Source organism: Sphingobacterium sp. 40-24, from assembly GCF_001899705.1.
GTDB classification, from domain to species: Bacteria; Bacteroidota; Bacteroidia; order Sphingobacteriales; family Sphingobacteriaceae; genus Sphingobacterium; species Sphingobacterium multivorum.
Map to the genome: position 1 here is coordinate 21,599 of NZ_MKWH01000023.1, position 24,847 is coordinate 46,445.

The 24,847-nt window shown below is 37.1% G+C and carries 22 protein-coding genes and 1 pseudogene; 8 read left to right on the forward strand and 15 right to left on the reverse strand.

Going from position 1 to position 24,847, the window contains the following annotated elements; all coding sequences use genetic code 11:
* The first annotated feature begins 156 nt into the window (after nucleotides 1–156).
* Complete coding sequence (locus BGP15_RS08920) at nucleotides 157–1,920, forward strand: AMP-dependent synthetase/ligase (RefSeq protein WP_286769273.1); 1,764 nt, start codon at nucleotides 157–159, stop codon at nucleotides 1,918–1,920.
* A gap of 52 nt (nucleotides 1,921–1,972) precedes the next feature.
* Here BGP15_RS08920 and rlmB read toward each other — a convergent pair whose 3' ends face one another.
* Entirely contained in the window at nucleotides 1,973–2,761 is a 789-nt protein-coding gene (gene rlmB, locus BGP15_RS08925) for a 23S rRNA (guanosine(2251)-2'-O)-methyltransferase RlmB (protein WP_046672182.1), read from the reverse strand.
* A gap of 77 nt (nucleotides 2,762–2,838) precedes the next feature.
* A complete protein-coding gene (locus BGP15_RS08930; protein WP_286769274.1) occupies nucleotides 2,839–4,683 on the reverse strand; it encodes a DNA polymerase III subunit gamma/tau in 1,845 nt (614 codons plus the stop codon).
* A gap of 187 nt (nucleotides 4,684–4,870) precedes the next feature.
* Between BGP15_RS08930 and BGP15_RS08935 the strand changes: the two genes are divergently transcribed.
* Nucleotides 4,871–6,034: a hypothetical protein gene (locus BGP15_RS08935; RefSeq protein ID WP_286769275.1), complete on the forward strand. Its 1,164-nt coding sequence runs from the start codon at nucleotides 4,871–4,873 to the stop codon at nucleotides 6,032–6,034.
* A gap of 76 nt (nucleotides 6,035–6,110) precedes the next feature.
* Here BGP15_RS08935 and BGP15_RS08940 read toward each other — a convergent pair whose 3' ends face one another.
* A complete protein-coding gene (locus tag BGP15_RS08940) occupies nucleotides 6,111–7,070 on the reverse strand; it encodes a hypothetical protein (RefSeq protein ID WP_286769276.1) in 960 nt (319 codons plus the stop codon).
* Nucleotides 7,070–7,288: a hypothetical protein gene (locus BGP15_RS08945; protein ID WP_286769277.1), complete on the reverse strand. Its 219-nt coding sequence runs from the start codon at nucleotides 7,286–7,288 to the stop codon at nucleotides 7,070–7,072. Before BGP15_RS08945 ends, BGP15_RS08940 begins: the two co-directional genes overlap by 1 nt.
* A gap of 480 nt (nucleotides 7,289–7,768) precedes the next feature.
* Here BGP15_RS08945 and BGP15_RS27065 point away from each other — a divergent pair.
* From BGP15_RS27065 to BGP15_RS08960, 3 genes and pseudogenes are all read left to right on the forward strand, one after another.
* Nucleotides 7,769–8,121, forward strand: a pseudogene (locus BGP15_RS27065) (transposase); the annotation flags it as partial.
* Nucleotides 8,122–8,586: 465 nt separating this feature from the next.
* Nucleotides 8,587–9,120 (forward strand): IS110 family transposase, encoded by a 534-nt coding sequence (locus tag BGP15_RS08955; RefSeq protein WP_286769340.1) that lies wholly within the window; start codon nucleotides 8,587–8,589, stop codon nucleotides 9,118–9,120.
* 20 nt (nucleotides 9,121–9,140) lie between these two features.
* Nucleotides 9,141–9,509, forward strand: a complete 369-nt coding sequence (locus BGP15_RS08960; protein ID WP_286769279.1) for a transposase — start codon at nucleotides 9,141–9,143, stop codon at nucleotides 9,507–9,509.
* A gap of 84 nt (nucleotides 9,510–9,593) precedes the next feature.
* Here the strand turns inward: BGP15_RS08960 and BGP15_RS08965 are convergent, their stop codons facing one another.
* The 3 genes from BGP15_RS08965 to BGP15_RS08975 form a co-directional block, all read right to left on the reverse strand.
* A complete protein-coding gene (locus BGP15_RS08965; RefSeq protein WP_286769280.1) occupies nucleotides 9,594–9,914 on the reverse strand; it encodes a hypothetical protein in 321 nt (106 codons plus the stop codon).
* A gap of 339 nt (nucleotides 9,915–10,253) precedes the next feature.
* Nucleotides 10,254–11,708: a beta-helix domain-containing protein gene (locus BGP15_RS08970; RefSeq protein ID WP_286769281.1), complete on the reverse strand. Its 1,455-nt coding sequence runs from the start codon at nucleotides 11,706–11,708 to the stop codon at nucleotides 10,254–10,256.
* 81 nt (nucleotides 11,709–11,789) lie between these two features.
* Nucleotides 11,790–14,591, reverse strand: a complete 2,802-nt coding sequence (locus BGP15_RS08975; protein WP_286769282.1) for a TonB-dependent receptor — start codon at nucleotides 14,589–14,591, stop codon at nucleotides 11,790–11,792.
* Nucleotides 14,592–15,037: 446 nt separating this feature from the next.
* Between BGP15_RS08975 and BGP15_RS08980 the strand changes: the two genes are divergently transcribed.
* The 3 genes from BGP15_RS08980 to BGP15_RS08990 all read left to right on the forward strand — a co-directional run bounded on the left by BGP15_RS08980 (nucleotide 15,038) and on the right by BGP15_RS08990 (nucleotide 17,717).
* Nucleotides 15,038–15,679, forward strand: a complete 642-nt coding sequence (locus tag BGP15_RS08980; protein WP_286769283.1) for an ABC transporter ATP-binding protein — start codon at nucleotides 15,038–15,040, stop codon at nucleotides 15,677–15,679.
* A 46-nt stretch (nucleotides 15,680–15,725) separates the two neighbouring features.
* Nucleotides 15,726–17,120, forward strand: coding sequence for an ABC transporter permease (locus BGP15_RS08985; protein ID WP_286769284.1), 1,395 nt, complete (start codon nucleotides 15,726–15,728; stop codon nucleotides 17,118–17,120).
* Nucleotides 17,121–17,339: 219 nt separating this feature from the next.
* Entirely contained in the window at nucleotides 17,340–17,717 is a 378-nt protein-coding gene (locus BGP15_RS08990) for a hypothetical protein (RefSeq protein ID WP_286769285.1), read from the forward strand.
* Between the two features lie 82 nt (nucleotides 17,718–17,799).
* Here BGP15_RS08990 and BGP15_RS08995 read toward each other — a convergent pair whose 3' ends face one another.
* From BGP15_RS08995 to BGP15_RS09030, 8 genes are all read right to left on the reverse strand, one after another.
* Nucleotides 17,800–18,513: a 16S rRNA (uracil(1498)-N(3))-methyltransferase gene (locus tag BGP15_RS08995; protein WP_046674208.1), complete on the reverse strand. Its 714-nt coding sequence runs from the start codon at nucleotides 18,511–18,513 to the stop codon at nucleotides 17,800–17,802.
* Nucleotides 18,514–18,530: 17 nt separating this feature from the next.
* Nucleotides 18,531–19,844, reverse strand: coding sequence for a hemolysin family protein (locus tag BGP15_RS09000; protein WP_115047607.1), 1,314 nt, complete (start codon nucleotides 19,842–19,844; stop codon nucleotides 18,531–18,533).
* An 8-nt stretch (nucleotides 19,845–19,852) separates the two neighbouring features.
* Nucleotides 19,853–20,395 carry an inorganic diphosphatase gene (locus BGP15_RS09005; protein ID WP_115047605.1) on the reverse strand — a complete coding sequence of 181 codons (543 nt, stop codon included), beginning with the start codon at nucleotides 20,393–20,395 and terminating at the stop codon, nucleotides 19,853–19,855.
* Nucleotides 20,396–20,403: 8 nt separating this feature from the next.
* Nucleotides 20,404–21,054, reverse strand: coding sequence for a DedA family protein (locus BGP15_RS09010; protein ID WP_115047603.1), 651 nt, complete (start codon nucleotides 21,052–21,054; stop codon nucleotides 20,404–20,406).
* A gap of 143 nt (nucleotides 21,055–21,197) precedes the next feature.
* Nucleotides 21,198–21,614 carry an HIT family protein gene (locus BGP15_RS09015; RefSeq protein ID WP_286752900.1) on the reverse strand — a complete coding sequence of 139 codons (417 nt, stop codon included), beginning with the start codon at nucleotides 21,612–21,614 and terminating at the stop codon, nucleotides 21,198–21,200.
* A gap of 238 nt (nucleotides 21,615–21,852) precedes the next feature.
* Nucleotides 21,853–22,326, reverse strand: coding sequence for a transcription elongation factor GreA (gene greA / locus BGP15_RS09020; RefSeq protein ID WP_046674213.1), 474 nt, complete (start codon nucleotides 22,324–22,326; stop codon nucleotides 21,853–21,855).
* Between the two features lie 143 nt (nucleotides 22,327–22,469).
* Nucleotides 22,470–23,168 (reverse strand): response regulator transcription factor, encoded by a 699-nt coding sequence (locus BGP15_RS09025; protein WP_286752901.1) that lies wholly within the window; start codon nucleotides 23,166–23,168, stop codon nucleotides 22,470–22,472.
* A gap of 14 nt (nucleotides 23,169–23,182) precedes the next feature.
* The gene (locus BGP15_RS09030) at nucleotides 23,183–24,841 is read right to left on the reverse strand and encodes a sensor histidine kinase (RefSeq protein WP_286752902.1); all 1,659 of its coding nucleotides are present in this window, start codon (nucleotides 24,839–24,841) and stop codon (nucleotides 23,183–23,185) included.
* Nucleotides 24,842–24,847: the final 6 nt, after the last annotated feature.

Genomic DNA, 24,847 nt, shown 5'->3' on the forward strand with positions numbered 1-24,847 from the left:
AGTTAAAGACTCTGGCACAAAAGCGATCAGCTTGAGATGCCAGAGTCTTTTCTTTTACATCCTCTTCCGGTACAACTACTATAATCTCGTCTGCCAATACAATAGTATCTTTAAAAAACCGTAAATTAGCTGTATTACACGAACTGGATTTCCAACATGCCAACAGCAACGAGATTATTTGATTTAGCAAGCTTGCAATATGCTATTGCGCCAGATTTCCCTATGTTTTCTTTCAAAAAAGACAACGAGTGGGTAAAGGTCAGTAATACCGAATTTATTGATCGGGTCAATAAGACATCAAAAGGTTTGATCGCCCTTGGTGTTCAACCTGGAGAGAATGTGGCATTGATTAGTGAGAACCGTATCGAATGGAATATTTTGGATTTCGCAATCCAACAAATCGGTGCTGTAGTCGTCGCCCTTTACCCCAATATTTCGACTTCAGATTACGCTTATATTTTCAATCATGCGGAAATCAGAAATTGTATCGTTAGTTCAAAGAAACTATATACAAAAATATTAGCGATACAACAAGATTGTCCACAACTGAAAGCTATTTACAGTCTCGACAAGGAGAATGACCTCAATCACTGGGAGGACTTTGTTGCGAAAGGCGTTATCATTCCGGATGAGACACTAAACCAATTGCGTGATACTATCCAAACAGATACATTGGCATCGATCATTTACACCTCTGGCACCACGGGTAACCCCAAGGGCGTGATGTTATCCCATCGAAATTTATTGGCAGATACATTGAGTAGTGAATATTCCTTTCCGGTCGAACGTGGTGATCGTGCCCTCTCCTTTCTTCCTGTATGTCATGCATACGAACGCGTATTCCAATATGTTTATATGTACAAAGGGTTAACCATCTTCTTTGCACAGTCTATGGATACCATAGGTGAAGATTTTAAATCTGTAAAACCCCATATTTTTTCGGCTGTACCACGTGTATTGGAGAAAGTTTATGAAAAGATTATGGCTACCGGAGAGCAGTTGACTGGGCTTAAACGCAAACTATTCTTCTGGTCCTTAAGTCTCGGCGAACAATACAAACTAGCGGGGCGTTCGTGGTGGTATGATTTTCAGCTTAGCATTGCACGCAAATTAGTTTTTTCAAAATGGCGCGACGCATTGGGTGGTGATATCAAGGGGATTGCCTCCGGGAGTGCTGCTTTACAGGAAAGATTAATCCGTCTGTATATGGCAGCAGGAATTCCAATATATGAAGGTTATGGCCTCACTGAGGCGGGACCATGTATCGCTGTAAACTGCTATAAACGAGGTATGAAAATTGGTACTGTAGGCTTACCGCTAATTAATATTGAAATTAAGCTCGCGGCCGATGGAGAGATAATAACCAAAGGTGAAAATAACATGATCGGGTATTATAAAAATCCAGAGGCAACAGCTGAAGTGATCAAAGATGGTTGGCTTTACACAGGAGACATTGGTGAATGGGTAGACGGTAAATTTCTCAAAATTATAGACCGAAAGAAAGAGATGTTCAAGACTTCTGGTGGAAAATACATTGTTCCTCAGCAGATCGAATCTAAGCTGGTGGAATCCTCGTTTATCGAGCAGGCCATGGTAATTGGGGAAGCCCGCAAATTTCCTGCTGCTTTGATCGTTCCCAACTATAATAAACTGCTAGAATGGTCGAAAGGAACTTTTCCCTCCCTTGCCGATCTTTCTAAACAAGATTTTCTAAATAGTCCAGAACTGAAGCAGAAAATCGAATCGGAACTCAACCGTATTAATCAAAATTTTGGCGGCTGGGAACAGATCAAGAAGTTCGCTATTCTCTCCAACGAAATGACTGTTGAAACGGGTGAATTGACACCGACCTTAAAAATGAAAAGAAAAGTTATCTTACAAAAATACGATCGGGAGATTGAAGAAATTTATAAAATCTAGCCTACAAAAAAAGCCTTTGTCAAAAACAAAGGCTTTTCTATAATCAATTATATTATTTTTTAACAATCCGTTGACGAATCGCTTCATAGATCACTACTGCGGCCGATACAGACACATTTAACGAACCTATTTCACCGTACATTGGTATCTTGGCCAGATGGTCGGCAATGCGGATTAGGTCATTGGAAACACCAACGTCCTCCGCACCCATAATGACACAAGTTGGAGCAGTATAATCTACGTCGTAGATACTCGAGGTTGTTTTTTCTGTACTGGCAACTAACTGCACACCTGAATCAATCAAAAATTTACCAACTTTTGAGAGGCTATCATGGCGACAGACAGGGATTTTATAGAGTGCGCCAGCAGATGTCTTGATCGCATCAGGATTGACCTCAGCCGAGCCTTTTTTAGGGACAATGATGGCATGTACTCCAGAACATTCAGCAGTCCGTGCAATGGCTCCCAAATTGCGAACATCAGTTACTCCATCCAACATCAGCAGTAAAGGAGTTTCACCTTTTTCATAAATCTGCGGCAGAAGTTCCTCTATGTCATGATAGGTAATTGGAGAAATAACCGCAATTACACCTTGATGATTTTTACGTGTTATCCGGTTTAATTTTTCAATTGGCACCTGTTGAGAAGCGATATTATGTTCTTTTAACAAGGCTTTCAATTCTAGAATCAAACTACCGCTCAAACCACGTTGTATAAATAATGACTCGATCTCTTTACCACTATCGATTGCTTCGATGACAGCACGAATACCAAATACCATCTGATTCACTTCACGTCTTTCCCCGTGGTCGCGATCACGTCTCTGAAAATTTCCTTGCATAATAAATACTAAATATCTGCCTCTTCATAGAAGAGTTTGCAAATGTACAAAAATAAAAAATAACTATTGTGTTTGAATTAGCTTAGTCCTAAGTTAAACTCTTTCCTCAAAGTATCTAAGAGCGGATTTTTGTTGACCATAGCTTGATACTTCTCCTGAGAAGTATAGGGTTTGCGTGAGATAGTATGTTCCATCATTACCCCCTGAAGATCAAGCGAAAAATTCTGAAGTTTCACACGCAGGTAATTCAGCACATCAACCTTTGCGCTTTGCAATACATCCATCTGAACACCATTTTCGACATCAATTTCAATCAATACCCCATTTAAGCGGGGTTGCATAGCAGTCATCATGGTATACAAGTTAATCTTGTTTTCTGCTTTCAGCTGTTCAGCATAACTATTCCAAACAGCAATAAATTGGCCGAATGAAACATCACGCTGTTCGCTTCCACGTATTAATTCAGGTTCATCACCTTCTTTGGCAACGGTATTGTTATCGTATATGGTATTCAAATCCGGCAAAGACGGAATAATTGCAGCAGTAGATGCTCCCCAGCCCCCTTTTTTTACTTTAGGAGGCTCATTGGAAATAGTATCTTTTTTCACCTCTTCCTTTGTCTCGGAAGCCTGATAATTTACGGGGTTAGCTTGCGGACGCGGTGTTACCTGGTTTTCAACGACAGGAGCATTCACTGGAGAAGTCGCTTGCGGACTAAGAGCTACGGAGCTTTGTTGTGGTTGTCCCGCTACTGGCTCAGGAAGTTTTTTTTTTACACCCTCGGCTGCCGAAGGAATCTGTATGGACCCTAGCTGGCTCAATTTAATTGCACTTGCAATATGACATGTCTTGAGGAGTGAAAGTTCAACTTGTAAGCGTTGATTTTTACTTGTCTTATAGTTTATTTCACATTGATTGGAAATATTCAATGCAGACAACAAAAATCCTGGAGAGGCTTTTTGGGATTGCTGTAAATACTTTTGACGAATACTATCACTTACTTCCAATAATTTAAGCGTAGTTGGCTCTTTAGCCACCAGTAAATTTCTGAAATGCGCTGACAGACCGGCTATAAAATGACTGCCATCAAATCCATGATTTAAAATCTCATTGAAAATCAATAAAGTTTGTGCCGCATCTTCCCTTAAAATAGCGTCTGTTAGCTTAAAATAATAATCGTAATCCAAGATATTCAAATTATCGATTACCGCTTGATACGTGACATTTTTATTGGAAAAACTGACGATCTGATCAAACATCGACAAGGCATCCCGAAGACCACCATCTGCCTTTTGGGCAATGATATGCAAACCGTCCTGATCATAAGCAATGCCTTCTCCATCAGCGATACGAGCTAAATGACTGGCCATATCTTCCACTTTGATCCGATTAAAATCGAAAATCTGACAGCGCGAAAGAATAGTTGGCAAAATCTTATGTTTTTCTGTAGTCGCCAGAATAAAGATGGCATAGGAAGGTGGCTCCTCTAAAGTCTTCAAAAAAGCATTAAAAGCCGCTTGAGAAAGCATATGCACCTCATCTATGATATAGATTTTATATTTTCCAGCCTGCGGTGGTATACGTACTTGATCAATCAAGTTACGGATATCGTCTACGGAATTATTGGATGCCGCATCCAGTTCATGAATACTGAAGGAATTTCCATTTTGGAAAGACTTACAGCTATCACATGCGCCACAAGGTTCGGTGCCTGCTAAGATATTTTCACAATTTATTGTTTTCGCTAAAATACGTGCACAGGTCGTTTTACCCACACCACGGGGACCACAAAACAAAAATGCCTGCGCCAACTGGTTGTTGTGTATCGCATTCTTCAAGGTACCCGTAATGTGTTGCTGACCTACAACCGAATCAAAGGTAATCGGGCGGTATTTACGTGCAGAAACAATAAAATTATCCATTGCACGAAGATACGGATTTTAAAAATGAAAAAGGAGCATCTAAAACCTAAAAATAGATTGTAATTTTTTAATAATAATTCCTTCAATGCACAAAAAAAGCAAATTTTATCGTTAATTTTATATTACTACAATGTTATCAAATTGTTAATAATTGAAATTAAGGGAAATACATCGGATGTTTTTGACCATGCTAATTTGGTTAACCTGTGCTTCACAACAGCTTTGGGCGCAACATCATGATTTCGATTTTTATGATGGGAAGGTATCCATTGATGTTCCACCCGCCTTTAACATTCCATTCAAAGACAGCTTAACGATAGCTCATGTACAAAAATTCTATCAAATCGCTGATCAAACCGATTATATACAACTTGTAAACAGTTTGCTCGAATACAAAGATGAGCATCATTTGAATGATTGGGTCTATTATCAGCTGATTCGTCGCACCGCACAACAAATTGCCCCCAAAGCTGAAAATTATACACGCTATACTTTATATAAATGGTTTTTAATGTGTAAATCGGGTTATGATGCCCGCTTGGCTGTGGGGAATAATCAGATTATATTTTTCATTCAAAACAAAGAAGACATTTCTGATATTCCTTTTTTTGAAATTGACGGAAAGAAGTATACCTGTTTAAATTTTCATGATTATGGGAAACTCTTTCAACGCGCAGACACTTATATCCCCGTTAAGATTAAAGTACCGGAAGCTACTGAAGATTTTAGTTATAAAATCACAAAATTACCTGATTTTGTTCCAGCTAATTATAAAGAGAAGCAAATTGAATTCAATTATGGCCATAAAGCCTACCATTTTAACGTCAAGTTGAATGAAGATATCAGTGACCTTTTTAAAAACTATCCTGGTGTAGATTTCGAAACTTATTTCAATATTCCACTCAGCAAAGAGACTTATCAATCGCTGATACCTGCACTCAAGGAAAATTTAAAAGGAAAAAATCAACAAGAAGGTGTCGATTATTTAATGCGGTTCACCCGCTATGCATTCTTGTATGAAAATGACGAAGAGAATTTCGGGACCGAGAAACGTCTTTCTGCAGAACAAACGCTATTGAATAAATACAGTGACTGTGACGACCGTGTTGCCTTGTTTTTTTACCTGGTAAAGGAAATCTACAATCTACCGATGATCACCCTGCTCTATCCCACCCATGTAACGATGGCCGTCCAATTTGAACACCCTATCGGTGATGCCATTTTATACAATGGAAAATATTATTCAGTCTGTGAGCCTACTCCTCAAGCACAGAGTTTGGATATTGGACAGCTCTCCGAACAACTTAAAAATCAGTCCTATCAGATTGTTTATCATTACGAGCCGAGGTAAAAGTAATAGCTAAAAAAATATGTAATTTAAATTATTTCTTCGCTATTACTTTCACTTTTTAAGTCTATAAAAAATATTAATGTGGAATTGGAACTGGGTAAGCATAAAATGCAATTTGCCTTACATCCCATAAATCTTCATTAATATTATCTCTATTGACGCGATATAATTGCATATTCGGAACAGATCTATGAACACAATGATAGACAGGAATAGTTCCAGGGCGATTTACATTAAATGCATAAAAAGCAATACTTGAACTAGAGTGCTCATAAGTAAAGCCTGATGGTGCTACTGGAGGAGGCTCAACGGGATTTACAGTATAGAAGAAAATTTCACTGCCATCTTGAATTGGATTCCCATTTAAATCATATATACGAAATTTATGCTCGTATATTGAAATAGCCCCAGCTTTCTCTATCGAAGCTGCTGTCGAATAAGCTAAAAATTGTCTACCAGAAGTATGTCCGTCAAAACTATTAATAGGAAAATTTTCATTAGATGAAAGTTTAAAAACATCGTTAAATCCAAATTTAATGTTCTTATAGGAGATTAGAAAGAATGGAATAGGATCGGCCAGCGGGGTTATATTAATCGTATAATAGCTAATATTAGTAGAAAGAAAACCGGGTGAATAATTTGGAACCCATGCCCCATTACTATCTTTATATCTATATTTTACACGAATTTGAGCATTTTTCATTTCTGTTGGAATCTGAACAGTTACTTGGTATCCAGATTTTAAAAAGGGACCTTCATAATCTGATGTCGCTATATTTATCACTTTAAGATCTTTTGTCATTCCTGCTAAGTCAGCAAAAACGGTTACCTCCATTTGAACAGATTCGTAGCCAGACGATGCATTAGCTCTTGTAGAGGTTATACTCGCTATAAATTGAGATGTTCCATTATCTGTTACTTTGATCTTTCCATCTTGAAGATAATTTGAAAGCACATTAAATGAGTTGAGTTGAGGAGCTGCAAAGGAAATCAAAGTACCAAAAGACAGCCATAAACAAATAATTATTCTTTTCATTATTTTATATTATTTTGAGCCTTGTAGATATTTGCATTATTATATTCCTTTTCAACACGACTATATTTTTCCCGTACTATTGTATTGGGAATAAAAAGTTCTTGAGATAAACTATCATACTTAATTTCACGCTCTGAAACATTCAGAGCATATGCAAAAAATTTAACTACCTCAGTCTTGTTTTCTAAATTAATGACAGTTTTATTATGTGACTCCATAGTCACGCTATCTTTTGAACAACTCTGATTCAAAAACAATATTCCCCCCCCCCAACTATTGAGAGTTTAATTAAAAAAATTAAATTAAAATTCATACCACAATATTAAAAAACATATATTAAGAAATAATAAACTAAATAAAAACAAAAAAAACAATACCATTACAAACAATACATCAACAAAAAAAATGATAACAATACAAAAACTTTCACTCATTCAAACAAGCAGTTAACTGTAACAAAGGTTCAAGATTTTTATCTGGTAAAAGAAATCTACAATCTATCGGTGATGCTATTTTGTACAATGGAAAATATTATTCTGTCTGTGAACCTACTCCTCAACCACAGAGCTTGGATATTGGACAACTCACGAGACTATAATGTAAACTGTCTCAGATGAATAATTCGATAAGATTATTTATACTCTATTATTCAAACAACAGGCTTATGAAAGAAAAGACCCCATTCGATTTTTCGTTAGATAGACAGAGAACTGCAAAGCAATCTGAATGAAGAAAAGGCGTCAGGTAATAGCAACCGGCGAAATGGCAAGACTAAAAAGACTGTACGTGGCCTTAACACTGGAACTTTTGAGCTGGAGACAGGCCATGATAAATCCGGTACGTTTGAGTCTAAAGTAGTGCCCGAAAGACAATTAATCATCACTGAACAGCTAGGGGATATGTGCTGAGCATGTATGCCAAAGAAATGAGCACACGGGCTATAAGTGAGTTTATTAGGGAAATGTGTGCCATGGAGATCTCTGCCACAGTAATATCGCGTATAACTGAGAGTGTTCTCCCAGCAGTAAATGAGTAGCGTGCTAGGCCCTTATAAGCTGTTTATCCCTTTGTATTTCTAGACTGCATTCACATCAAAGTCCGTCAGTGAGGTACTATAATAAAAAGCAAATATTATTTCATGGGAGTGTAACACCAACTCATATCTTTGAAAATAATGTATAATCAATATTTTTATATTAAAAACTAACAGAGCTAAAGCAGCAACTTGAACATCTAACTAGGCACTTTACATTGAGGATGCTGGGACACAGAGAAACCTGCTTTAGTCTCTTTCTGAAGAGAGCCAGAATAGTACTTAAAGATATCTATCACGTTAGATAATCCTGTATAAAAGATGAGTAATGGTTATTCAGAATATCTGTTCTTTTATAATTTTAAAATAGGTAATTATGTTAAAGTATTCACTGGGATTGGATATCTCTTCTAAAGAAATTCACTGCTGTTTATCGACAATTGACAGCAGTCAGAGGGTAAGCATTAAAAAGGTAGTCGCAAGATTGCAAATACCTTTAAAGGTTTTAAGGATCTTGAGGATTGGGTTATACTTCATAGAAAGCAAAAAGAGATTCCGCTGGTGATTTGCATGGAAGCCACAGGAGTTTATTATGAAAATTGTGCGATGTATCTTAGCAAAGCTGGATTCTCGGTTTCCGTACTTCTTCCAAATTATGCAAAGAGATATTTACAGGCCTCGGGGGTAAAATCTAAGAATGACAAAATTGATTCGCAGGGACTTGCACAGATGGGGGCTGAAAAGTCACTTGAGCTATGGGAGCCTATCGGCGAGTTTTATTATAGTTTACGACTATTGACTAGAGAAATAGAAAATCTCCAGGAGCAAAAAACAGTGGTTGTTAACCAGATGCACGCCCTTCAACATGCTATGCATCAAAATAAAGTTGTCAATAAAACACTTCTTAATCGGCTTAAGCTGATTGAAAAGCAGTTAGAAGACCTGGACATGGCAACCCAAGAGCACATTGACTCAAATAAAGAAATAGCGGAAAAAGTAAAAAAATATGTAAGATAAAAGGTGTTGGAGTAAGAACTGTGGCAACGCTAATAGCAGAAACGAACGGCTTCAAATTATTTAAAAATGCTAGACAATTAGTTAGTTTTGCAGGATATGATATCGTTGAAAACCAATCAGGGAGCCATCACGGAAGAACTCGAATTTCAAAGAAAGGGAATAGTCATATTCGAAGAATTTTGCACTTGCCAGCTTTCGGAGTGGTCAGATGGAAAGTGGGCCCTTTTGAGGATCTTTACGAGCGGACTTATGCTAAACATGGTATAAAAATGAAAAGCTACGTAGCAGTCCAAAAAAAACTTCTAGTAATAACCTATTCGCTCTGGAAGAATGACCAAGAGTACGATGGAAAATATAACAAACAAGAGGAAAAGGAGCTTTCTATTTAGAAAATGTCGATAGTCGGTGAATTCTAGCACAGCTTATTAAGCAAGTAGTGCCGACTAATTTGCCAGCACTACACAAGGTAAACATCACAAGTGAACAATCACAATATGCTTCCTCATGGAGAACAAAGTTAGCAAAGAATTAGGGAAAAATAAATGAAATAATATTTGCTTTTTATTATAGTACCTCTTATCTTTTGAATCTTGAGGTGCACCCGAAGGTAACTTAGAATATTTTACTTCAGTCTTATTTTGATCAATGCTGATATTTACAAAATTACCCCAACCGGAAATTCCTTTTATTTCAACTTTCAGTCCAGAAGATGGGGAATCATTGGTATCATCCGATTTTTTACATCCAAAAAGAAGGAGAACACCGATTACAACCAAGAAAATCGCTTTTTTCATGTTTTATAATTTATCTTATTTGACTATATAACGACTTGGCGACTGAAAATGCGACAAAAAATCTGTTCTGAAATATAAGTCACCAGCCAATAATTAAGTCGAGTGCGCTTTGGTTCGGGCCATGCTCATGTCTGCTTCTGATGAACAATCGACCTTGGATAAACTTCGACCAGACGTTGACCAGCCTCTGCCACAAAAAGCTAGTCAATTTTTTCGCAACTAATTCATGTAGCAGCGAGAAAGCTCTCAGAAGCCGGACCACTTTTTCATACCGCTCACATTAAATAAAAAATCCTACACAAGGCAGGATTTTCTATTATCTATTTAACTAAACTATAATTACTTCACTTGTCCAGGCGTTGTATAGGGCAAAGATTGCGGATCAAAATGTGCCCAGCCAGCTGTCCAATCCTCTGTTCCAAAAGCACCTCTATAAGCAACTTTATCAAAGAAGCTAACGGAAACTTTCGCATTTGTAAAGTTTGCTCCTATTGCAGCTGCCGATCCAGTTGATAACGTAAAGTTTGGATTTGCCGGAGAACTGGAGAAATCCTTTCCAAAACTGTAAGGAGATGTAAACAAACTACTAGCGTACATTTTATTTTCAAAGGTATTATTTGCTTTAATTAACGCTTCTACCTGAGCTGCAATACTCGTCGCTGCAGTCGTCTTTATCCCTACTGGATTTCCATAAAACAAATTATTAGCAAATAACGCATTTCCATCAACAACATTCTTCGAGGTTGACTCTGCTGTAGTAACCTTTGTATCATCAACATAAATTCCAATAGGAAATCCTGAAATGACAGAATTTACAACACTGATAGAGGAATTACGACGGAGTTGGATACCATGTTGGAAATTAGCATTTGGGGAAAATCCATCCTTAGAAATCGGTCCGATAATAGATACATTAGAGAAGACCGCCGCCGTTTTTGGCGTTTGGTCTGTTCCACTGCCGTTATTATCCGATTCAAAACCGTTAGATTGCGAAACGTCGGCTGCAGCATTAGCACGCTGAGCCACGGCAAACTGAACATTTCCTGAATAACCAAAATCGGTATCAAAATCGTCATCCCAAGTACCTACTGCCAATAAATGTTTTGCATTTACCGTACCACCAAACCACTCAAAAGCGTCATCTCCCGAACGATATATCTGAATATAATCTAATGTTGTTCCACTACCAACACCACCCAATGTCAAACCATTAATCTCATTATCTGGGGAAAAAGGAATTCCGCCAAATTCTATACGAACATATTTTAATGTTCCAGAATTGTCCGCAGCATCAGTACCACCATAGTAGATATAATTCTTGTCGTCTTTACCAGTTGGAGCTGCTAAACCACCTTCAATTTTAACATCGTTTCCTTGGTTTACAGGCGCTTTACCAAGTATGATAAGGCCTCCCCAATCTCCATGCGAGCGAGCTCCTGATGCCAAACCTGATGTAAACACAATTGGTTTTTCAACAGTTCCAACAGCATTTATTTTTGCACCACGTGTAATTGTCAATGTTCCTTTGGTTGCTTTATCACCTTTGATAATCGTACCCGGCTGAATTGTTAACGTCGCACCATTAGATACATACACAAATCCCTTCAACACATAAATCTTATCGGAAGTCCAAGTGGTGTTACTTGTAATTTCTCCTGAAATTTCGACCACATTTTGATTCCCTGGATTCGTCGGAGTTTCTGTTCCATCACCATTATCTGTAATTGTAGTTTCTTTACATGCCCCTGCAACTAACAATGCAGATAAGGATAAGAATAAAAATCTTTTTTTCATTTTTTAAGTTTTATATACTGTACAAATAAATTCAATTACTTTAACCTCTAAATTAAATTCCTGTTAATTTTATATTATAATCTAAAATGTATAATTAAATGACAATGAGTAGTTTGAACCTGGCTTATATTTAAAGCTGGTCTCATTAGGAATATTTAACTGTTTATTATCATAATAAACATTGATGGCATTATTTAAGATGTCTCCCGCGTTAAGTTTAATCTCGCCTTTATTTTTCATCAATTTATACCCCACCTGGAAATCCAACACATTTCGTGGCGCTTCCCAAGTACTTGCAAAACGAACCCCACTCGCCTGCGTTATACGTTTACCAATTCTATTGTAAAGTATATTAAGGCTTAATTTATTATCAAGTGCTGTGTGTTGTAAACCAGCATTTATAACATATGGAGACTGCCCTACCATAGGTCTTGATTTATCAATGTAATCCAAATCAGTCGGGTTTTTCACCTTAGAATGTACCAACGAAACATTTAGATATGCTATGGTATTTTTTAAGAATTCTTGTTCATCAATAAAACTCAAATTTTTACGTGCTTCCACTTCAATACCATATAAGTCAGCTTTAGGTGCGTTGAAATAACTGATATCTGGTGTGGAATTCACGTCGTAACGGAACGGTTCAATTGCATCCTTAAACCCTTTGTAAAAAGCTGATACAGAAAGTATTTCGCCAGCAGAAGGATAATATTCGAGACGTAAATCCGCGTTATTGATAGAACTCCTTTTTAATTTCTCGTTACCAATAATCATTCCCATATTCTCGAAATCGTAGAATGAGAATGGGGCTAATTCCCTAAATTCAGGTCTCGCTAAAGTACGATAGTATGAAGCTCTGATGTTGGTTTTGGGAGTTAAACTATACGTCATATTGACCGACGGTAAGAAATCAAGTTTGCTGTCATCAACACTTTTTTCAATCTTACTCGACAATATCCGCAGGGCATCAACTTGAACATTGTAATTTTCAACTCTCAATCCGTAAACGATCCTGAACTTATCTGCAAATTTTTGGTCCATCATTAGATAACCAAACGTCGATAATGATTTTGCATGATAGATATCACCATCTCCTTTTACTTCACCAAATTTATATACATTTTGATCAATCAGTGAAGGTGAAAAAATTTGATCCGGAGCAAGCTGTAATATACGTGTTTGTTCCTCTCCGCTAACCGCTAACGTATTTAACTCAAAACCAACAAATCGAGCGTCAAAATTACGCTTCCTAAATTGGCTTCCAGCTCCTGCTTTAAAAGTACTTGGTGCGTTTAAAAAATTCAAAGGCGTAGAATAACTCGCCTCTCCGGAAAAGATATTCTCATTCAAATCAGCAAACAGCCTTGAATTCGCTTTACCCACAGTGGTCAAATTTGCAAGATATGGAACAGAAGCGTCATTTGCATAATCCTCGTGTTTCTGATAATTTATTTTAGTTTGATTCGGCTGGTTATTCCCAATATTACTCCAAGACGCCGTCCACTTAATCTTATCATTTTTATCACTCAATACATGCTCGCCATCTAGCGTAGATTTAAACAGGGATTTTTGCATCAAATCAAATGCATAAAACTTGTTAATGGAAGATGAACTACCATCTGTTCCAAATCGTTCCGTATATGTGTTATCATAAGTTCGATTGTACAAGTTTTTCCAAGTTATTTTATTCTTTCCAAATGTATAACCAAAATTCGCTAAAGCACCTAAATTAGTAGAGAACTTGTACTGTTGATCCCGATAATCATAGGTAAACCAATTGCGTTCAATATTTGGAAGAATATTCTGCGAATTACGATAGTTTACAGAAAATAAAGCTCCAAAACGACTATTATTTTCGTATTGTTTTACACGCCCCAAAGAAAATTGGTATGTCTGTGAAGGCAACGCACTTTTTGTCTGAATACCAAAATCATTCGGAAGTGATTTTAGCGCCAGTCTTTGCCATTTTTGAGATAGCTGTCCATCAACATCTGCCCGAGATGGAAAATTTTTAGCCAATTGACTTGATCCATCATCAAAACCTAAATAATTCTGAACGTTCTTTTTAGTTTGTAAAAAATCTTTAAATGTCGATGCAGAATTATAACCATATCCCAAGCCGAAAGAGACAAAATTTCGATCTGGAATATCTTTTGTAGAAATTTGAACTGCCCCTCCGGCAAAGTCCGCCGGAAGATCAGGTGTTGCAGTCTTCGAAATTGTAATTTTATCAATTAAAGCCGCTGGAATAATATCAAATGAAAATGCGCGACGATTGGCTTCTGTACTTGGTAATACCGAGCCATCCATCATAGCAACATTATAGCGATCACTCAAACCGCGAACGATAACAAACTTATTATCTTGAATTGTCGTACCACTGACACGACGTAATGCTTCGGATGTATTTTTATCTGGCGATCTTCTGATCTGCTCACTTGAAATACCATCAGAAATCAATGCACTATTTTTTTGTTGCGAATATAAAGCACCGATAGATTCTTTCTTAAAAGATCCTGTAACCACAACTTGATCTAACACCTGTCCTTCTGAATTATCAAGAACGATATCTAAATTGGTCAAATCATTCGCTTTAATCTCAACCTCGGTAACTTGCTTTGTCGAGTAACCAATGTAAATATATTCTACAGTATATTTACCTGCCGGTAAAGCTGGAATACTGTACTTTCCGGATACATCAGAGCTTCCGCCCCTTGATGTTCCTAAAATACGCACAGTTACACCAGTGATTGTTTCACCAGTTTTACTGTTCGTAATAGTCCCCATTAACTTCCCACTACTTTGTGCATAAACTGTTGTTGATGCAGCTACTACAAGCGTCATGGCAGCAGCGATTCCTTTAAGTTGTAATTGTGGTTTCAATTTATTTGTTTTTTGTTTCTGCAAAGCTATTAGCAGAATATTAGATTAACATTAACAACAAATTACCATTACATCAATCAGTTGTTAACTTAATGTTACCTATAGCCAATTTTTTCTCGATTTTCAGCAAAAAAGACTGTTTATGGCCAATTTGCGTAGTATTTGAATGGTCTCCAGGGAGATCATATTAAAGGAGTGTAATAAAATTATTAAGCACTTAATTTATTAACACAATAGGTTATTTTTCTAATTTATACCTTAATGAATGTCATGTAACGGGTTTACATAGCTACCTGATACTGCTAGTTGAAAGCGAACGATCATCTTCCATTGCAGTTGTTAACTCACCGCAGTAAATTGCTTTTTATATGCAATATAATTGCAATTATATTGCATATAAAAAGCAATTTATCTAAGTTTGAATATATTTTCAATTTCTGATCCGCATGAGCACTCCAATCGTATCGACAACACAGTTATCATTTCAGTATCCCAATTCAAGGCCAATTGAATTTCCAGATATTCATATCGAGAAAGGTCAACATACACTGTTATTAGGGGATTCAGGTTCTGGAAAAACAACACTGCTGAATATTTTTGGGGGCTTGGCTCGGCCAGAAACAGGTCAGGTCAAGATCAATAGCCAAGATCTAGCATTGTTATCAAACAGCAAATTGGATGAGTTTCGTGCCCAATATATCGGGTTTATATTCCAAGAGGCACACCTGCTGAGAAATCTAACACTTTTGGAAAACATCAAGTTGGCGCAGTCTTTAGCAGGAAAAAAAATAGACATCAGTGCAATCCATCTCATTCTTAAACAACTACAATTAGATCAAAAAAGTGATGCCTATCCGAACGAATTAAGCCGCGGCCAGTTACAACGCGCCGCTATTGCACGTAGCGTCATCAATAAACCAGCCTTATTAATTGCTGACGAACCTACTGCCGCTCTGGATGACAATAATACCTATAGGGTATTAGAACTCCTCTTATCGATAGCTGACACTGGTGGGTCAACTTTACTGATAACAACACACGACAAGAGAATAAAAGATCAGTTCTCCAAAATGTACCTTTTAAAATAATTGTTTTACTTTATTTACGCGTCACCTTTAGTTTTTAAAATTTGTTATGAACACGATACAATTGGTTTGGAAAAATTTAAGTAGGCAGTTTGGCTCGGTCTTTCTCAGCATGCTGTTAACGGCGTTTGGAATTTCCATCCTTGCCGTGCTTTCAATCACCGGAGAAACTTTTGAAAAGCAGCTTGACAATAACAGTAAAAATATTGATTTGGTCGTCGGTGCCAAGGGAAGCCCCCTTCAATTGATCTTATCGAGTATTTATCATATCGACAATCCAACCGGTAATATCCCACTAGAGGAACTGGAACCACTACGCCAAAATCCACTTGTTCGGCTTGCAGTCCCCTTATCTTTAGGCGACAATTTTAAAGGTCACCGCATTGTTGGAACTGATTCATCGTTCTTAGCTATTTATGAAACCTCAATAGCTGAAGGCCATATTTGGCAAAATAATTTTGAAGTAGTCATTGGTGATCAAGTTGCCAAAAAACAACAGCTAAAAATTGGCGATCAGATCCATAGTTCACATGGCCTGAGCAAAGATGGTCACCATCATGATGAACATCCTTTTACCGTTGTGGGTATTTTAAAACACAATAATAACGTTACGGACAACTTAATACTGACCAACTTAGAAAGTGTTTGGGATGTACATGGCATTGCACATGAGCATGAGCATCAAGAAACAGCAGCAGAGAAACAACTACGCGAAAATCAAGAAGACCGGGAGGAAACCGTCAAGGCGCACTTCCACCACCACGGCGAAGATATAGCAGAAAATTCATCTTCTCCCGTCGAAATGAATGAAAAAGGACATCACGAACAGGAAGACCATCCTGAACACACAGAGGAAGGTATGTTTGTGAAGTCCATAGGGGCCGATATGGTCAAGCAAAATGGACTGGAAATAACCGCCATCCTACTCAAATATCAATCTCCTGCGGCGATCGGAATTTTACCAAAATTGATCGATCAACAAACCGATATGCAGGCCGCATCCCCTGCGATGGAAAGTACACGTCTATTCTCTTTATTAGGTGTAGGGATAGATTCTTTATCTATACTAGCTTATGTAATTATGTTTATTGCAGGTTTAAGTGTCTTTATTAACCTATATAATGCATTAAAGCAACGTAAATACGATCTTGCCATCATGCGTACGCTCGGAGCCTCCAAAGGAAAACTCTTTGCTATTGTGCTCCTTGAAGGACTTACAATTACTATTATTGGTGGATTAATTGGACTTATAATGGCACATTTGGCTCTCTACTATATCAGTAATCAAGCGAGTCAAAGCGCTGATTTTATTGAGGCCTTTAAACTCCATCCCAAAGAATTGGTATTTTTGTTTGCTGCTTGTATAATCGGTATCTTCGCAGCAATCATTCCAGCAATCAAAGCTTACAGGACAAGTATTTCTGGAACGCTATCAAGTAAATAAGTTTAACTAAGATCAATACACTACAAAAAAGATCGCAATAAGAAGAGCAGTTTGACCTATAGGTAGGATAACGTAAAATATAGAAGAACAGCTTCTTGATACAAAACAATAGCATAACACATGAAAAAAACGCTGACAGTATTACTATTTATAATATTTTGTACAATACAATCACAGGCTCAAATAGGCAGTAATCCGGATGTTCCGGACCATACGCCTATGATGAACAAAACATGGGAAGCGATTGATAAGATGGCTTATAAAGTAACCTATAATGGGGCAAAGAAAGTATATACTCCATTCTATCCAAAAGAACTTAAAGCCCTAGAAAATAAAATAGTTGAATTACCGGGCTACATGGTTCCTCTTCATAGTGGTCGTAACCATAAAAACTTTATGATGTCTGTATTACCCGTGATGCAGTGCCAATTCTGTGGATCGAATGGAATTCCACCCATGGTTGAAGTAACGTTAAAAGGTAGCGCGATAAAATTTTCCGAAGATCCAATTAAATTAAAAGGGAAGATGATCTTTACCAAAGATCCACTTAAGGGAAATGCTGAGATCCAGATTGTAGATGCGGAACCAATAAAATAAACTAGCGTCCATTTGAACGATCAAATTGGCTTTGCAAATTATTCTTCAGAGCCAATTTGCCAAACCAACGCAGCGGCTTATTTTATCTATTCAGCAGCGAAACTTCCATACATGCGGCTAAAGCGGCCGTTTCGGTCCTTAAGCGCGCTTCTCCCAAAGAAATTGGATGAAATCCCATTTGTAGTGCCAAATCAATTTCCTCCTCAGAGAAATCTCCTTCTGGACCAATGAGGATAATATAATGTTGCGAAGGCTCCAAAACCTGGTTTAAATACTTTTTTTCAGCATCAACACAGTGTGCAATTGCTTTTTGAACGCCTTCTGTTGGAATATCTCTCAAAAATTGTTTAAACGATACAGCTGGATTAAGTTTGGGAAGATAGGCTTTCAATGATTGTTTCATGGCTGCAACAACCACCTTGTTCAGACGATCTAATTTTACCTCTTTTCGCTCAGAATGCTCACAGATAACTGGAGTTATTTCCTGAATGCCAACCTCAGTTGCCTTCTCTAAAAACCATTCTATACGATCAATATTCTTCGTTGGAGCAACAGCGATATGTAGATGATACCTCGGCTGCTGAAAGTCTTCCTTGACATTTAAAATAGTAAGAACGGTACGTTTGGGATGAGGGTCAATAATTTGAGCTTCGTATAAACCACCACGACCATCGATGAGATGTAAATGATCGCCAGTATTCATACGAAGCACGCGAATAGCATGTTTACTTTCTTCCTCACTAAGGATAAAATTTTCTAACGAAGGATTTAAATCCGGTGTAAAAAATAACTGCATGTATTAGCGTTATTAGGTTATTCTTCTGTATCATCATCGGCCGATTCGACCAATTCCAATTTGACAAACTCAATATTCTGTTGGGCTTTCCGGATAATAGTGAATACGTAGCCATATTCTTCTTTCCGCTCGCCTACTTCGGGAATTTTATCAAAAATCTCACTCACCAAACCCGACATGGTATCGTAATCTTGACTCTCTGGCAATTCTATAGGGAGAAACTCATTCACATCATGAATACTAGCTCCCGCATCGACCATATATTCCGTTTCAGAAATTCGTTCAACAACTGGAGTTTCCTCATCATATTCGTCCTGAATCTCACCGACCAGCTCCTCAACAATATCCTCCAGGGTAACCATACCTGCTGTCCCACCAAATTCATCCAGTACAATCGCCAACTGTAGACGCTTTTGCTGAAATTCAGCCATGAGATCATTAATCTTCTTCGTTTCAGGAATGAAATAGGGCTTGCGCATGATATTTTTCATGACAACTTCCTTTCCTTTAGCTAAGAGGGGAAGAATATCCTTTGTATGTACAATACCAACGATTTGATCAATGTTATCTTCATAAATTGGGAGACGGGAATACCCCTCTTCAGTCATTGTTTCAATCAGCTCAGAGGCATCAGCGCTAACTTCAACAGCGACAATTTTGGTACGGGGTACCATAATATTCTTAACGATACGTTCGTTAAAATCAAATACATTTTTAATCAATTCGTGCTCGGAAATATCCAAAGCACCAGACTCTTTACCTTTATCCAACAGGTACTGTAACTCCTCAGAAGAGTGCGCAGATTCACCTTTAGTGACTTCAAATCCCAAAATTTTCAGTAGAAAATTAGCGAAACCATTTAAAATCCAAATAAATGGTCTAAAGATAAAGTAGAAAAATTGCAGTGGAACCGCAATTTTCATGGTTGTTGCTACAGGTTTTTGAATCGCAATTGATTTAGGAGCGAGCTCTCCAAATACAATGTGTAACACAGTAATAATTGTAAAAGCCAATATATGTCCTGCATTCGTCGCGATTGTACCTGTCAATTCAACACCGAAAAAACCGAGAAACCCCTGCACAATTTGGGTCATTACAGCCTCTCCTACCCAGCCTAAGGCGAGTGAAGAAAGTGTAATACCCAATTGTGTAGCGGCCAAATAACCATCCAAATGCTCCGTTATACTTTTGGCTATTGTGGCAACTTTGCTACCTGTTTTTGCCTGAACTTCAATTTGGGAGACTCGGACCTTGACAATAGCAAACTCTGCCGCGACAAAAAAGCCGTTAGCCAATACTAAAAACAATGTCCAAAATATATCGAGCGCCATGCTTGGGGTTATTTGTTAACAAATTCTTTTTTGTACAACTCGATAGCCTCGATCAAGATTCTTTGCGCTTCTTCACGTCCCTTTACACCCTCAACAATGACATGTTTCTTTTCGAGTGCTTTATAACTCTCAAAGAATTGTACAATCTCCTTCATCGTATGCGGAGGCAATTGATCAATATCTTTAATGTAATTAAAAACAGGATCATTTTTGGCGACCGCAATAATCTTATCATCTTGTTCTCCACCATCAACCATATTCATCACACCAATAACCTGTGCTTCAACCAATGTCAAAGGTAAAATATCCACTGAGCAAATAACCAAAATATCCAAAGGATCTTTGTCATCGCAATAAGTTTGTGGTATAAAACCATAATTAGCAGGATAAACGACAGATGAACTCATTACTCTGTCCAAAAGCAACAAACCAGTTTCTTTGTCTAATTCATACTTTCCTTTGGATCCGTTTGTAATCTCAATGATAGCATTTACGGCATTTGGAACATTCTCACCTGGAGAAACCATGTGCCAAGGGTTTTGTTTACTCATTTTTTAATTTACTGTATATTTTGTTTGTTTCTTTTATCTTTAATACGCTTTTTTAATAACGTTATTGCAATCGGCAAAAATGCGATCACAATCATACCAACGACAACATATTCTACATAATGTAAAATCCAAGGGAACTCTATACCGAGGAAATATCCAGAAAGGGTCAACACAAGTACCCAAATAGCAGCCCCGGCAACATTGTACAGAACGAATTTCTTAAAATCTAATTTTACAACACCGGCAAAGATAGGTGCAAAAGTACGAACTATTGGAACAAATCTTCCTATAATTAAAGCTGTTCCACCATATTTATGGTAAAACTCTTCCGCCATGACCACATACTTTCGCTTAAAGATGAAGCTATCTTTTCGCTTAAATAACATTGGTCCGGCTCGATAACCAAACCAATACCCTGTAAAATTCCCTAATACTCCCGCAACAAACAAGCCTAAACAAAGCGTGTATATATTAACGTCAATTTTATTTAGTGCACAAAATAATCCTGCAAGAAATAATAAATAATCACCAGGTAGAAAAAATCCAAAAAATAGACCTGTCTCAGCAAATACAATTAAGATAACCAGATAAAATCCACCAGAGCTCAATAACTCTTCTGGATTTAATAATTGTTGAAATGACAACAAAAGTTCATGCATAATCTTTAGTAAAAATCAATATTGCGTTTCTTTTTTAGAACAAATCCTACGCTTCTCCTTGTACAAATTTTAAACAGCAAAGTACAAATATAGCATTCTTCTAAAAAACGAACGTAAATCAAGTGTAATATAATCTTTTCTAGTTATTGATTTTGAGCAGTTATACCGACAATAGACTCGCGAATAGTAGTCGCAATTTCATGAAGTTCATCATTAGCCAAGCTCAATTTAGGTCCAGCAAAATTTAAATCACTAATTTTATTAATAGGTACCAGATGTATATGTGCATGAGCTACCTCCAAGCCAACTACTGCTACACCGACTTTTACACAAGGAATCACTTTTTTAATACCTTGAGCAACAATTTTAGCAAATACCCAAAGTGCCATATATTCATCATCCGCTATATCAAAAATATAATCTGTTTCTTTCTTAGGGATCACCAGAACGTGTCCCTTAGCCAATGGGCTGATATCCAAAAAAGCCAGAAAATCATTACTTTCTGCAACTTTGTAAGCTGGAATCTCCCCAGCAACGATTTTTGAAAAAATTGTCGACATATTATTCTAATCTTGGAATAAATCTTTTAAACAGTGATTAGCAGAAAGCAGACTTTAAAATGCAAAGCCTTCGGTATGTTAACAATTAAAAATTTAACTGTAGATTTTATCACACCCTGTTTTTCTACTGTCAACAAATATAAACAAAAAAGGTCGCGATTACTATATCACGACCTTCTTAATATAAAGTTAATTTGTGGATGTGCGGTTATGGCATACCGCACATAACCGACATATATTATCTTGAAATCTCTACGATTTCGAATTCAATTTTCCCTGCTGGCACTTCAATAACAGCTGTATCACCTTTTGATTTACCCAATAAACCTTGGGCAATAGGAGACTTAACAGAGATCTTACCAGACTTCAAATCCGCTTCTGACTCCGCAACCAATTGATAAGTCATTTCAGCACCATTCTTCTTGTTCTTGATCTTAACAATCGATAACGCCAAAACTTTAGATGTATCCAATTTGGACTCATCAATTAAACGGGCTGTCGCAAGTGTGTTCTCCAAATTGGCAATTTTAGCCTCATGAAGCCCCTGAGCTTCTTTAGCAGCATCATATTCTGCATTTTCTGACAAATCCCCTTTGTCTCTTGCCTCTGCAATAGCATTGGCAATTTTAGATCTTCCTTCCGTCTTCAGATAAGCCAATTCTTCTTTAAGCTTACGCAATCCTTCTTCCGTAAAATAAGTTACTTCTGCCATAATTTTATCTTTTTTCTTATTTTCTACATTTTAAAAAAGAAACAAGACCATATTACCCTCGTCGGGAAACATGGTCTTGCTTCGAATCTATACGAAGATAATAATTGTTTTCAACAAAACAAATTCTTACCTGTTAAATATAATTAAATCTCTTCCTCATCAACAAATTTATATCCCAGCCCCCTTACGGTCTGTAGATAATGTGGCTTATCAGGGTTTGTTTCTATCTTTTTTCTTAAACGAACCACGTGCATATCCAAGGTCCGTGTGTTGACGTTTGAGCTATATCCCCAGACAACTTCCATTAACTCTTCGCGCGTAATCTCTCGACCTAAGTTTTGTAGAAAATGAAGTAAAATTCGGTTCTCCAAGATAGTCAACTCAACTTTTCTTCCGTCACGTATTAAGGAATGGATGTTGGGATGATGTTCCGTCTGACCAAATTTATAAACTTCGGGACTGTTTTTAGGCAAGAAAAATTTCACCTTATTATCGATCATAGCAATAAGCACATCCATATTGAACGGCTTGCTGATGTAATCAGTCACACCAAAGCTATAGGCTTCAATTTTGTCTACATCTTGAGATTTAGCTGTCATCATGATAATGATATTCTCAAAGCCGGCTTTACGGACATCTTCACAGATCTCGTTGCCCTCTTTTCCTGGAAGCATCCAATCCAGCAAAACCACATCGGGCCTCTTTTCCAAAATCAAACCCTCCGCTTCATTCCCATTTCCGCTTTGAATGACCTGATAGCCTTCGGATTCCAATCGATGTTTTACCAAGAAACGTAGGTTCTCATCATCTTCAATAACAGCAACTGTGATGTCTTTATTCATATTTAAATTTATTTTTAAACCGGAAATACCAAGGTAAAGGTGGTCCCTTGTCCCAACTGACTTTTTACTGTAATATCACCGCCTATAAATTCAGTAATCTCCTTACAGAAAGCCAATCCCAAACCGATACTTCCTTGCTGATTATATTGACTTTTTATTCTATAAAACTTTTTGAAGATGTTGTTAAACTCAGCCTTCTCAATCCCTATTCCTTCATCTTTAAAAGTGATAACAAAATTCTTCTTGTTTTGTTGTATCGCAATATCCAAGATTTTATGCCCCGCTTTCGAATATTTATAGGCATTATCAATCATATTTTGAAACACGCTACTCAATAGTACCGGATCTGCAAGCATTGATGTCCTTACATCAATTTTTGTGCTAATCTTGAAATCCGAGTATTTTATTCTTGACGAAGCTACTAGATTTTCGGTAAATTCCTCCAAATCAACTTCTTCTTTATTTAATTTTATGGTTTTATTTTCTATCTGACTAAACGACAATAGCTTATTCATCAGGTTATTTAATCGGTCTGCCTCCTGATCCAATATATTTCCATACATTTTCCGTTCTTCATCAGAGAGTACCTGCGCACTCTTAATATTATTTCCAGCAATTTTTATAACGCTCACAGGCGTCTTAAACTCATGCGTAAGATTATTGATGAAATCGTACTGCAATTTAAAAAGTCTTCCGTTAATTTCTAAATTTCTATAAATTAAATATAGTATTGCAATTAAAATAATATAAATCAGGGATACACCGCCCAATACCGGCCAAAAACTGCGGTTTATCTCTTTTGATAGAAAACTCTTACTCGATCTAAAAAGAAGTTTATAGTCAGCTAAGGCTCCTGGTAAAGGCATCTCAGTAGAAATCTCGTCATTTTCTGGCGTGATCGGGGCACCCACCAACGGAACTATTTCTACTTTCTCATAAAGATTTGAATAGCTATTTTTTACTTCCAGATACATTGGATCGATCTGAAAATTGAACATGTCCTGTTCATATCCCACAGTATGATCCAAATTACCTTCCATGATGGACTTATAGACAATTAAGTCATTGACCCTCGGAATATTCAAGTAGGTAATCTGTCCGGGTCTTATCGTATAAAAAACCTTCAGAATATCCTTATCAGAAAGCTTGGCATTCGGTTGCAATTTATCGATATAAGTTGCCAGCTTGACGCCAATATTATTAATTTCCTCAGAATGCAGGCCCATCTGCCCACGGTCTCGAATCGTATTCTTATTCAGCCCGGATCGGGAAACGGTAAAAATGGTTATGGTCTTCGGTTGAATTCTAAGATTATTAACAATAAAACCATAGTTCAAGTTATGATCATTATTAAATTGCAAATCAAAAAAACCGATTTCCCGAACAAAAGGATATGAACTTAATATACTATACGCATATTTCCCCGCCTGCACTGAATCCAAAAAACCCTGATAAAAAGAAACTTCAGGAATTCTATTTTGAAAAAAATCGTTGAAAGGGATTAAGGTTTGATCAAATATTTCTGATTTCCGGTTAGTGAATTCATTTTTTATATGCGATTCTGTATAATTACGGGAAAGAAAAAGGGCAAAAATGTACAGACCACTAATCACGATGAAAAACATCAACAATAGGCCGTAGTTTTTTCGATAGCTATATTTCTCTGCTTTCATAGTCTC

Bases quoted from the DNA above. Each gene is read 5' to 3' on its own strand.
- BGP15_RS08920 (WP_286769273.1), top strand. From the start codon at position 157: ATGCCAACAGCAACGAGATTATTTGATTTAGCAAGCTTGCAATATGCT.
- rlmB (WP_046672182.1), bottom strand. From the start codon at position 2,761: ATGCAAGGAAATTTTCAGAGACGTGATCGCGACCACGGGGAAAGACGT.
- BGP15_RS08930 (WP_286769274.1), bottom strand. From the start codon at position 4,683: ATGGATAATTTTATTGTTTCTGCACGTAAATACCGCCCGATTACCTTT.
- BGP15_RS08935 (WP_286769275.1), top strand. From the start codon at position 4,871: ATGCTAATTTGGTTAACCTGTGCTTCACAACAGCTTTGGGCGCAACAT.
- BGP15_RS08940 (WP_286769276.1), bottom strand. From the start codon at position 7,070: ATGAAAAGAATAATTATTTGTTTATGGCTGTCTTTTGGTACTTTGATT.
- BGP15_RS08945 (WP_286769277.1), bottom strand. From the start codon at position 7,288: ATGGAGTCACATAATAAAACTGTCATTAATTTAGAAAACAAGACTGAG.
- BGP15_RS08965 (WP_286769280.1), bottom strand. From the start codon at position 9,914: ATGAAAAAAGCGATTTTCTTGGTTGTAATCGGTGTTCTCCTTCTTTTT.
- BGP15_RS08970 (WP_286769281.1), bottom strand. From the start codon at position 11,708: ATGAAAAAAAGATTTTTATTCTTATCCTTATCTGCATTGTTAGTTGCA.
- BGP15_RS08980 (WP_286769283.1), top strand. From the start codon at position 15,038: ATGAGCACTCCAATCGTATCGACAACACAGTTATCATTTCAGTATCCC.
- BGP15_RS08985 (WP_286769284.1), top strand. From the start codon at position 15,726: ATGAACACGATACAATTGGTTTGGAAAAATTTAAGTAGGCAGTTTGGC.
- BGP15_RS08990 (WP_286769285.1), top strand. From the start codon at position 17,340: ATGATGAACAAAACATGGGAAGCGATTGATAAGATGGCTTATAAAGTA.
- BGP15_RS08995 (WP_046674208.1), bottom strand. From the start codon at position 18,513: ATGCAGTTATTTTTTACACCGGATTTAAATCCTTCGTTAGAAAATTTT.
- BGP15_RS09000 (WP_115047607.1), bottom strand. From the start codon at position 19,844: ATGGCGCTCGATATATTTTGGACATTGTTTTTAGTATTGGCTAACGGC.
- BGP15_RS09005 (WP_115047605.1), bottom strand. From the start codon at position 20,395: ATGAGTAAACAAAACCCTTGGCACATGGTTTCTCCAGGTGAGAATGTT.
- BGP15_RS09010 (WP_115047603.1), bottom strand. From the start codon at position 21,054: ATGCATGAACTTTTGTTGTCATTTCAACAATTATTAAATCCAGAAGAG.
- BGP15_RS09015 (WP_286752900.1), bottom strand. From the start codon at position 21,614: ATGTCGACAATTTTTTCAAAAATCGTTGCTGGGGAGATTCCAGCTTAC.
- greA (WP_046674213.1), bottom strand. From the start codon at position 22,326: ATGGCAGAAGTAACTTATTTTACGGAAGAAGGATTGCGTAAGCTTAAA.
- BGP15_RS09025 (WP_286752901.1), bottom strand. From the start codon at position 23,168: ATGAATAAAGACATCACAGTTGCTGTTATTGAAGATGATGAGAACCTA.
- BGP15_RS09030 (WP_286752902.1), bottom strand. From the start codon at position 24,841: ATGAAAGCAGAGAAATATAGCTATCGAAAAAACTACGGCCTATTGTTG.